General features: G+C 60.5%; 11 protein-coding genes. 8 read left to right on the top strand and 3 right to left on the bottom strand.

Translation table 11 applies throughout. The features are described from left to right. Positions 1–19: 19 nt before the first annotated feature. Positions 20–985 (top strand): DNA-binding protein YbiB, encoded by a 966-nt coding sequence (gene ybiB / locus FN633_RS07755; protein WP_154057320.1) that lies wholly within the window; start codon positions 20–22, stop codon positions 983–985. Between the two features lie 135 nt (positions 986–1,120). Here ybiB and ybiJ read toward each other — a convergent pair whose 3' ends face one another. The 3 genes from ybiJ to FN633_RS07770 form a co-directional block, all read right to left on the bottom strand. Further along, positions 1,121–1,381: a DUF1471 family protein YbiJ gene (ybiJ, locus tag FN633_RS07760; RefSeq protein WP_042392277.1), complete on the bottom strand. Its 261-nt coding sequence runs from the start codon at positions 1,379–1,381 to the stop codon at positions 1,121–1,123. A 284-nt stretch (positions 1,382–1,665) separates the two neighbouring features. After that, on the bottom strand, positions 1,666–1,932 hold the full coding sequence (locus tag FN633_RS07765) for a DksA/TraR family C4-type zinc finger protein (protein WP_154057321.1): 267 nt from the start codon (positions 1,930–1,932) through the stop codon (positions 1,666–1,668). A gap of 38 nt (positions 1,933–1,970) precedes the next feature. Next, complete coding sequence (locus tag FN633_RS07770; protein ID WP_154057322.1) at positions 1,971–2,879, bottom strand: LysR substrate-binding domain-containing protein; 909 nt, start codon at positions 2,877–2,879, stop codon at positions 1,971–1,973. Between the two features lie 169 nt (positions 2,880–3,048). On the opposite strand from FN633_RS07770, the gene FN633_RS07775 reads away from it, so the two are divergent. From FN633_RS07775 to FN633_RS07805, 7 genes are all read left to right on the top strand, one after another. Beyond that, positions 3,049–3,999 (top strand): branched-chain amino acid ABC transporter permease, encoded by a 951-nt coding sequence (locus FN633_RS07775; protein ID WP_154057323.1) that lies wholly within the window; start codon positions 3,049–3,051, stop codon positions 3,997–3,999. A gap of 7 nt (positions 4,000–4,006) precedes the next feature. Beyond that, on the top strand, positions 4,007–5,107 hold the full coding sequence (locus FN633_RS07780; RefSeq protein ID WP_154057324.1) for an ABC transporter permease subunit: 1,101 nt from the start codon (positions 4,007–4,009) through the stop codon (positions 5,105–5,107). Next, positions 5,104–5,871, top strand: coding sequence for an ABC transporter ATP-binding protein (locus FN633_RS07785; protein ID WP_154057325.1), 768 nt, complete (start codon positions 5,104–5,106; stop codon positions 5,869–5,871). Before FN633_RS07780 ends, FN633_RS07785 begins: the two co-directional genes overlap by 4 nt. Then, a complete protein-coding gene (locus FN633_RS07790) occupies positions 5,864–6,586 on the top strand; it encodes an ABC transporter ATP-binding protein (protein ID WP_154057326.1) in 723 nt (240 codons plus the stop codon). The genes FN633_RS07785 and FN633_RS07790 overlap by 8 nt, the downstream gene beginning before the upstream one ends. A 27-nt stretch (positions 6,587–6,613) precedes the next feature. Then, the gene (locus tag FN633_RS07795) at positions 6,614–7,771 is read left to right on the top strand and encodes a branched-chain amino acid ABC transporter substrate-binding protein (RefSeq protein ID WP_154057327.1); all 1,158 of its coding nucleotides are present in this window, start codon (positions 6,614–6,616) and stop codon (positions 7,769–7,771) included. Positions 7,772–7,785: 14 nt separating this feature from the next. Beyond that, positions 7,786–8,274: an L-2-amino-thiazoline-4-carboxylic acid hydrolase gene (locus tag FN633_RS07800; RefSeq protein ID WP_042392287.1), complete on the top strand. Its 489-nt coding sequence runs from the start codon at positions 7,786–7,788 to the stop codon at positions 8,272–8,274. Continuing rightward, positions 8,274–9,507: Zn-dependent hydrolase (locus FN633_RS07805; RefSeq protein ID WP_154058858.1), on the top strand; the 1,234-nt coding region annotated here is incomplete at its 3' end. The genes FN633_RS07800 and FN633_RS07805, both read left to right, overlap by 1 nt.

Below are 9,507 nucleotides of genomic sequence, written 5' to 3' on the forward strand. Positions count from 1 at the left end.
GTGACGCAAGGAGTTAGCTATGGATTTCCGCCAAATCATCAAAGAGGTTGGGCGCGGTAAAAATCACGCCCGCGATCTGGATTTTGATACCGCACGCGCGTTATACACCCACATGCTGAACGGCGAGGTAGCGGATCTGGAGATGGGCGGGATCCTGATCGCCCTGCGTATTAAAGGCGAGGGCGAGGCGGAGATGCTGGGCTTCTACGAGGCGATGCAGGCCCAGACCATGCGCCTGACGCCGCCGGTGGCGAAGCCGATGCCCATCGTCATTCCCACCTATAACGGGGCGCGCAGGCAGGCGAACCTGACCCCGCTGCTGGCGATGCTGCTTCAGCGGCTGGGTTTTCCGGTGCTGGTGCACGGCGTGAGCGAAGATCGTGATCGTGTGATCTCGGAAACCATTTTTACCCTGCTGGGCATTGAGCCGACCCTGACCGCCGGTCAGGCGCAGGCGAAGCTGGAGGGGCGTAACCCGGTGTATGTGCCCGTGAGCGCGCTCTGTCCGCCGCTGGAGAAACAGCTGGATATGCGCTGGCGCATGGGGGTGCGTAACAGCGCCCACACCCTGGCTAAGCTGGCAACGCCCTTTGGGGAAGATGCCGCGCTGCGTCTCTCCAGCGTCTCCCATCCCGAATACGTTACGCGGGTCGCGAAGTTCTTCGGCGATATCGGCGGGCGCGGGCTGCTGATGCACGGTACGGAAGGGGAGGTATATGCCAATCCCCAGCGCTGCCCGCAGCTCACGCTGATTGATGCCCAGGGCACGCGCGTCTTAAGCGAACGGCAGGACGAAACTGCAGCGCAGGCTGTGTTGCCCGCCAGCAAAGATCCGGAGGTCACCGCCCGCTGGACGGAGCGTTGCCTGGTCGGTAGCGAGCCGGTGCCGGAATCGCTGAAGCGTCAGATCGCCTGCTGTTTTGTGGCAACGGGGCAAGTGGAAACCCTGGAAGAGGGTCTGGCCCGGGTGGCGAGCTCTTTTTGATAAACCGCGAGCAAAAAAAAGCCCGTCCAAACCGGACGGGCAACAAGGGTAACAACAAACAGGGTTAATGCAGTAATAATGAGGGGTAATACAACCCGCCAGTGATGAGCCAGCGGGGTAGATACGGTAAGGCGATTACTGATAGATAACCGCAGTACCGCTCATTTTGTTGTAGGCGTTAGCAGAGGTGATGCTATAGCCTTTTGCGCCTGCGGCAGCGGCTTTCTCAGCCAGCTGGGCTTCCAGGCCATCCAGCGTAGTCGCGCCCTGCGCGGTCACAACGCCCATTTTGTGCATGCTCTGCGCCTGCTCAGCGGTAACCGGCTGGGCAGCGAATGCGCCGAAGGAGAGGGTAGTCAGTGCAAGAGCAGCAACAGCATATTTAATGGTTTTCATGGTTCGATTCTCGCAGTTTATTCTGTATGGGGGACGATGTTCCGTCGATGTGATAAGTATCACAGTTTTTCGCGAGAGATTAAATCGAATAGAATTGACGACCTTCATCTAAAATTTTGAACGATCGTTAATATATTGAAAACGAATGATTTTTAACAAGAATTATTCAAGTGAAAGCGTGCTGTGGTGGTGCCGCCGTGTTAGCGGCACAAAATGCCACGCCAAGCACCGTTTTTTATGATGCAGATAGCAACCGCTTGCCCTGGGCTAACCCCATTCGGTGGTCAACGAAGCTGGCTGTCTTTCGAACCCCTACGGTTATATCCTGAAAACGAGGCGTTTTTCAAATCTTTCTTCTGCTGGCACTCTACGCACAGCCGTACGCCCGGGATCGCCTTGCGGCGCGCTTCGGGAATCGTTGTCCCACACTCATCACACTCGTGCAGGCTCTCACCCTTCGGCAGTTCGCGGCGCGCGCGGGCTACTGCATCATCAATGGTGCTGTCGATCTGGTCCTGAACCGCACCGTCGTTTGCCCAACCTGAAGCCATAGCGCTCTCCTTAGTGAGAAGTATGACTTAAGTTTAGACTATCTCCCGGCTTCCTCACGCAGCCACTGCTGGAGCAGCTTGCCCTCGTGGGTCATCTCCACGTCCTGGCGCACGCAGAGGTAGTAGTCTCGTCCGTCGTCGATGGGCAGGTCGAAGATCTTCACCAGCTCGCCAGTTTGCAGATAGGGCAGGATCATCGGTTCGCGCATCAGGGCGCAGCCCAGCCCGGCCTGCACGGCAGCCAGGGTCAGGAGCCCATCCTCAAACATCGCTCCGTCCCGACGCACCCGCTTCACCTGCTGCTCGCTAAACCACTGCGTCCAGGTGGCGCGCTCTTCATCATGCAGGAGGGGCATCTGCGCCAGCTGCGTGGGAGTCTCAATGTAGCCATGCAGGCGGATAAACTCCCGGCTGCATACCGGGATCATACGCCCGGAGATCAGCTTCTCGCTGCGATAGCCCACCCACTGTCCGTTACCAAAGCGGATCGACATATCCGAGGCGTCGCTCAGATAGTTACGATGGTTGGCGTAAACCACGTTGATCTCCATCTGGGCGTGAGCCTGCAGAAAGCGCGGCAGGCGGGGAATAAACCAGCCCATCCCGAAGAGCGGGATCAGACTGATCGTCACCTGCCGTGAGCGGCCCTGCTCAAACAGCTGGCCGGTGGCCTGGCGCAGCACGCTAAAGGCGGCGCGTATCGAGCGGTAATACTCGCGTCCCTCGCTGCTAAGTACCAGATGGCGTCCCTGACGATGGGTCAGCGGAAGCTGTAGGAAGCTCTCCAGTACCTTTAACTGGTGGCTGACCGCCGAGGGAGAGACGTTCAGCTCCTCGGCAGCGGCGGAGACGCTGCCCAGCCGGGCGATAGCCTCAAAGACTCGCACCGCGCGCAGGGGCGGATCGTCTGGCAGCCCGCTTTCGCCTAACTCTTCTGTTTTTTTCATATGTTGAAGCAAACCCTGCCTGAATCCCGAAAATCGTTTTTATTTTATAATTTAATATCAGTAGGTTAGTAAAATACGCTTTTATAATAAGAAAGAATATATCCGTATTTCAAAATAAAATTCAATTGTTGGATGCTTACGCTGAAAAAATTCTCAGCAGGCATGTATTGTGGACACACTTATTCAGCAATTGATCAATGGCATGATGCTGGGCAGCATCTACGGCCTGATTGCCCTTGGCTATACCATGGTGTATGGCATTCTGCGCATCATCAACTTTGCCCACGGCGACATCTTAATGGTCGGCGCGCTGACCACCCTTTCAGGGATCAATCTTCTCTCCCAGTGGTTCCCCGGCATGAATATGCTGGTGCAGCTGACCCTTGCCCTGATGGCGGCGATGGTCGTCTGCGCGCTGCTGGCGATGGCGGTAGAGCGTTTTGCCTATCGCCGCCTGCGCAACGCCCCCCGGCTGGCCCCACTGATCAGCGGGATCGGCATCTCGGTGCTGCTGCAAACCGTAGCCATGCTTATCTGGAGCCGTAACCCGCTGATGTTCTCCCAGATCCTGCCCATGGATCCTATCGAGATCACCGCGGGCAGCGCCGAACATCCACCCGCGATTATCACTGTGACCGGTATAGTGACCCTGGCCGTCACCTTCCTGGTGATGCTTGGCCTGTGGCTGCTGGTGGAGTACAGCCGTCTGGGGCGTGGGATGCGCGCCGTGGCGGAAAACCCGCAGGTTGCCAGCCTGATGGGCGTCTCACCTAACCGCATTATTACTCTGACCTTCGCTATCGGCGGCGCGTTTGCCGCTCTGGCGGGGGTAATGATGGCCAGCAACTACGGCAGCGCCAGCTTCTCGATGGGTTTCCTGCCGGGTATCAAAGCTTTTACCGCCGCGGTGCTGGGGGGTATCGGCAACATTCGCGGTGCCATGCTGGGCGGCATCCTGCTCGGGCTTATTGAGGCGCTGGGCGCTGGCTACCTGGGCGATCTCACCGGTGGCGCGTTCAGCAGTAACTATCAGGATATTCTGGCGTTTATCGTGCTGATCCTGGTCTTGGTTTTCCGTCCTGCTGGCCTGCTGGGCGAGCGTGTTGCACAGCGTGCCTGAGGATCCTATGACTATTTTAACCTCCGAACGCAGCGCACCGCGTCTTAACCTCGGCATCATTCTGCTGGTGGCCGGGCTGCTGCTCGCTCCGTGGCTAGCCTCTGCCGCTGGCGGTAACTACTGGGTGCGGGTGATCGACTTTACCCTGCTCTATATCATGCTCGCTCTGGGCCTTAACATTGTGGTCGGCTTTACCGGCCTGCTGGATATGGGCTTTATCGCCTTTTATGCCGTAGGGGCCTACCTTGCGGCGCTGCTGGCCTCCCCGCACCTGCTCGACGCCTTCCCGGTATTGCAGGGCTACTTCAGCGACGGGCTACACGTCTCCTACGGGGTGCTGATCCCGCTGGCGGCCCTAATCGCCGGGATCTGCGGCATCCTGCTGGGCGCGCCAACCCTCCGCCTGCGCGGGGACTATCTGGCGATTGTGACTCTCGGCTTCGGGGAGATTATCCGCATTCTGATGCGTAACCTCGACCGTCCGGTCAACATCACCAACGGCGCGAAGGGGATCTCGGGCATCGACTCCCTGAGCCTGTTTGGCCTGGAGTTCCGCGGCGTCTATCACCTGCTGGGGGTGAAAATTCCCGCGCTCTATCTCTGGTACTACCTCTTTGCCGCGCTGATTGTAGCGATCGTCTTTATCTGTATTCGCCTGCAACGCTCCAGGGTAGGCCGGGCCTGGCACGCTATCCGCGAGGATGAAGACGTGGCACGGGCGATGGGCATCAACGTGCGTAACTTTAAGCTGCTGGCCTTCGCGATGGGGGCTTCCTTTGGCGGCGTCGCCGGGGTGATGTTTGCCTCGTTCCAGGGCTTCGTCTCCCCGGAATCCTTTACGTTGCAGGAGTCCATCGTGGTGCTGGCAATGGTGGTGCTGGGCGGTATCGGCCACGTGCCGGGGGTGATCCTCGGGGCGGTAATGCTCTCGGCCCTGCCGGAGCTGCTGCGCAGCCAGGCCGTGCCGGTGCAGGAGGCGCTGTTCGGCACCGTGCTGGTGGATCCGGAGATCCTGCGCCAGCTCTTCTACGGCCTGGCGCTGGTGCTGGTGATGATTTTCCGTCCGGGCGGCGTCTGGCCCGCTAAACACGCGGGGGCAAAAGCATGAGCCTGTTAACGATCCGTCATCTTAATAAACGCTTCGGCGGCCTGGTGGCGGTGAACGACGTCAGCCTGTCGGTCAAGGCGGGGGAGATCTACGGCCTTATTGGCCCTAACGGCGCAGGCAAAACGACCTGCTTCAACCTGATCACCGGCCTCTACACCGCCGACAGCGGCGAGTTTAGCCTGGCCGACAAACCTTACTCGCCAAAGGCGATTGAGAAAGTGACCCAGGCAGGCATCGCCCGCACCTTCCAGAACCTGCGCCTGTTTAACGACATGAGCGTGCTGGAGAACGTGATGATTGGTCGTCACGTCCGCACCCGCAACGGTTTGTGGGCCGCCATTACCCGCCATAAGCGAGCGAGAGAGGAGGAGGCCGAGACCGAGCGCCAGGCCTGGTACTGGCTGGAGTACACCGGCATCGCCCAGTTTGCCCACTACCGCGCCAGCGATCTCGCCTACGGCCACCAGCGCCGTCTTGAGATTGCTCGCGCCCTGGCAACCGATCCTAAGCTGCTGGCCCTCGACGAGCCTGCGGCAGGCATGAACGCGGCGGAGAAAGTCGCCCTCGGCGAGCTGCTGCGCCGTATTCGTGACGATGGCAAAACCATTTTGATTATTGAGCATGACGTAAAGCTGATTATGAGCCTCTGCGACCGCATCAGCGTGCTGGACTACGGCAAGGTAATTGCCGAAGGGGAACCGGAGACGGTACGCCGTCATCCGGACGTGATCCGCGCCTATCTGGGAGGAAACGCCCATGTCTGAACCTATTTTGCAGGTGCGCAACCTCACCGTGCACTACGGCGGGATCAAGGCGGTACGCGGCATCGAATTCAGCCTTAACGAAGGTGAGCAGGGCACGCTGCTGGGAGCCAACGGCGCGGGCAAGAGCTCCACCGTGCGGGCCATCGCCGGGCTGCAACCCTACGGCGGAGAGATCCTCTGGCGCGGCAAATCGATTCACCGCCGCGCCCCGCAGGATCTACTCCGGGACGGTATTGTCCTTGTGCCCGAGGGGCGGGGCATCTTCACCCGTATGACGGTAGAGGAGAACCTGCTGATGGGGGCCTGGCGGCGTAAGGGACGCCAGGCGGTAAAGCAGGAGATGGCTCAGCTATATGAACGTTTTCCGCGCCTCGGTGAACGCAAAGATCAGCTGGCCGGGCTGCTCTCCGGCGGCGAACAGCAGTTGCTGGCCCTGGGCCGGGCGCTGCTCAGCCAGCCGCGCCTGCTGATCCTCGACGAGCCCTCGATGGGGCTGGCCCCGATCATGGTTGAAACCATTTTTAAAGAGATTGCCGCCCTGCGCGATGCGGGCGTCACGCTGCTGCTGATCGAGCAGAACGCCCGGCTGGCGCTGGAGGTCACCCATCGCGCGTGGGTGATGGACAGCGGATCTATCGCCCATCACGGCGACTCTGCCGCGCTGCTGGCCGACAACCGAATTCAGGAAATTTATTTAGGCGAAGTTGCCGTTTAAAACACCACCAACATCAGGGAAACAATAATGAAAACCATGCAATATAAAGTGCTGAGCGCCACGATCGCGCTCGCCGCCCTCGGCGGAGCAGCGGTAAACCCGGCCAAGGCCGATGACACGGTGATTATCGGTCTGGCTGGCCCGCTGACCGGCCCGTCGGCGCGTATCGGTAAGGATCTGGAGAACGGCGCGCAGCTCGCCATCGACGACGTGAATAAAACCCACCCGAAGATTGGCGGCAAAGCGGTGACCTTTAAGCTGCAATCCGAGGATGACCAGTCCGATCCACGTACCGCCGTTGCGGTGGCTCAGCGCCTGGTCGACAGCGAAGTGGCAGGGGTGGTCGGTCACTGGAACACCGGGACCAGCATTCCGGCGGCGCGTATCTATCACGATGCGGGCATCGCCCAGGTTGCTCCGGTTGCCACCGGTCACGCCTATACCCAGCAGGGCTTTGACACCAGCTTCCGCGTGATGGGCCATGACGATGACGGTGGCGACTATGCGGCAAAATATGCCGTGCAGGCGCTGAAGGCGAAGCGCATCGCGGTGATCGATGACCGTACCGCCTTTGGTCAGGGGCTGGCCGACGAGTTTATCAAGTCGCTGGAAGCGCAGGGCATCAAGCCGGTTGACCGTCAGTACGTTGATGAGAAGACCGTGGATTTCAACGCCGTGCTGACCGCCATCCGCAGCAAAAATGCTGACCTGGTCTTCTTCGGCGGCGTGGATAGCCAGGCGGCTCCGCTGGCGCGTCGTCTCAAGCAGCTGGGCATGAAGGCCACGCTGATGGGCGCGGGCGGCTTCGTGAGCCAAACCTTCCTGAGCCTGGCGCAGAAAGAGGGCGAGGGCGTGGTGGCGCTGGAGCCGGGTCTGCCGGTGGACCAGATGCAGGGCGGGAAAGCGTTCGAACAGGCCTACCAGTCTAAATACCATACCCATATCGAGCTCCACGCGCCGTTTGCCTATGACGCCACCCGGGTGCTGATCGCTGCGATGCAGAAAGCCGACTCCGTTGACGCCAGTAACTATCTGCCTGCGCTGCGCGCCATCAGCTACGCGGGCGTGACCGGCAATATTGCCTTTGACGAGCAGGGCAACCTGAAGAATCCATCCTTTACCGTCTACAAAGTGGTGAACGGTAAGTGGGAACCCCAGACCGTGCTGGGCGGAAGCGCGAAATAAGCTGTGAGGCAATGATGAGCTGTGAGCAAAAACAAGAGCTGGGCATTCTCGCCCGCCGTAAAATTGAAGCTGAAATAATTAAACCTATCTATGACATCCTGGTGCGCGAGGTGGGTAAAGCCCGCGCCCAGGCGGTGATTGGCGAAGCCATTGAGCAGGCGGCCATTCAGGCCGGGCAGAACTTTGCCGCCGCGGAACCGAAAAAAGCGGATCTGCGCAGCTTTGTCGATCTGCAGTATCTCTGGGAGAAGGATAACGCCCTCGACGTGCGGGTGATCGAAGACGACGGCCAGCGCTATGACTATGACGTGACGCGCTGCCGCTACGCCGAGATGTACCACGAGATGGGCCTCGGCGAGATCGGCCATCTGCTCTCCTGCGCGAGGGATGACAAGTTCATCGTCGGCTATGCGCCGGACGTTGAGCTGACCCGCACCCAGACCATTATGTCCGGTGCACCGTGCTGCGATTTCCGCTATCGCGTCAAAGACAAGGAGGCGTGATGGCCTCTCCTCTACAGGTGGATAGTGCGCGCCTGTGGCAGACCCTTAACGAGTTTGCCACGCTTGGCGCAACGGCGGGAGGCGGGGTGACCCGTCTGGCGCTGAGCGATGAGGATCGCCGCGGACGCGACCTGCTCGCGGCCTGGGCGCGTGAAGCGGGCTTTCGCTGTGACATTGACCGACTGGGGAATATGTTTATTCGCCGGGCGGGCAGCAACCCCGATCTCGCCCCGGTGCTCACCGGCTCGCACGGTGACTCCCAGCCGCTGGGCGGCAACTACGACGGCATCTATGGCGTGCTCGCCGGGCTGGAGGCGCTGCGTACCCTTAACGATCGCGGCATCACCACCGAGCGCGACCTCATTCTGGTGAACTGGACCAACGAAGAGGGGGCGCGTTTTGCTCCGGCGATGCTGGCCTCCGGCGTTTGGACCGGGGTGTTCAGCGAAGCCTATGCCCTGGCGCGGGAGGATCGCGACGGCATTAGCGTCGGCCAGGCGCTGGCGGCTATCGGCTATCAGGGCGAGCATCCGGCGGCGGCTATCCCGCTGCACGCCTGCTACGAGCTGCATATTGAGCAGGGGCCGCTGCTTGAGGCTGAGGAGACGGATATCGGCGTGGTTCATGCTGCCATGGGCCAGCGCTGGTATGAGATCAACCTGACCGGCTTTGCTGCCCACGCGGGCACTACGCCGATGGATCTGCGCCGCGACGCGCTGTGCGCCTTTGCCGAGCTGACCCTGGCGGTAGAGGGCATTGGCCGCCGCTTTGCGCCGGACGGGCGCGCCACCGTGGGCAGCGTGCAGGTGACGCCTAACTCTCGCAACGTCGTACCGTCAGCGGTCTTCTGCACCGTTGAGTTCCGCCATCCAGAGACCGCTGCGCTGGTAGCGATGGAGGCGGCGCTGGCTGAGGCGCTGGACGGGCTGTCGGCCCGTAGCATTGACGTCGACTGGGAGCGCATCTTTGACTACGCGCCGGTGGACTTTGATAAGGGCTGCATCGCGCGTATCGAGCAGGCGACCCGCGAGCTGGGCTACTCCCAGCGCCGGATGGTCTCCGGTGCCGGTCACGACGCCTGCTACGTTAACCGCGTGGCACCCACGGCGATGATCTTTATCCCCTGCGAAAAGGGGATCAGCCATAACGAGGCGGAAAATATCACCCCACAGTGGGCTGAGCGTGGGGCAAACGTGCTGCTCAACACCCTGCTGGCAGCGACTAACGATAAGT

Origin of the sequence: Pseudescherichia vulneris (assembly GCF_902164725.1) — a bacterium.
GTDB classification, from domain to species: Bacteria; Pseudomonadota; Gammaproteobacteria; order Enterobacterales; family Enterobacteriaceae; genus Pseudescherichia; species Pseudescherichia vulneris.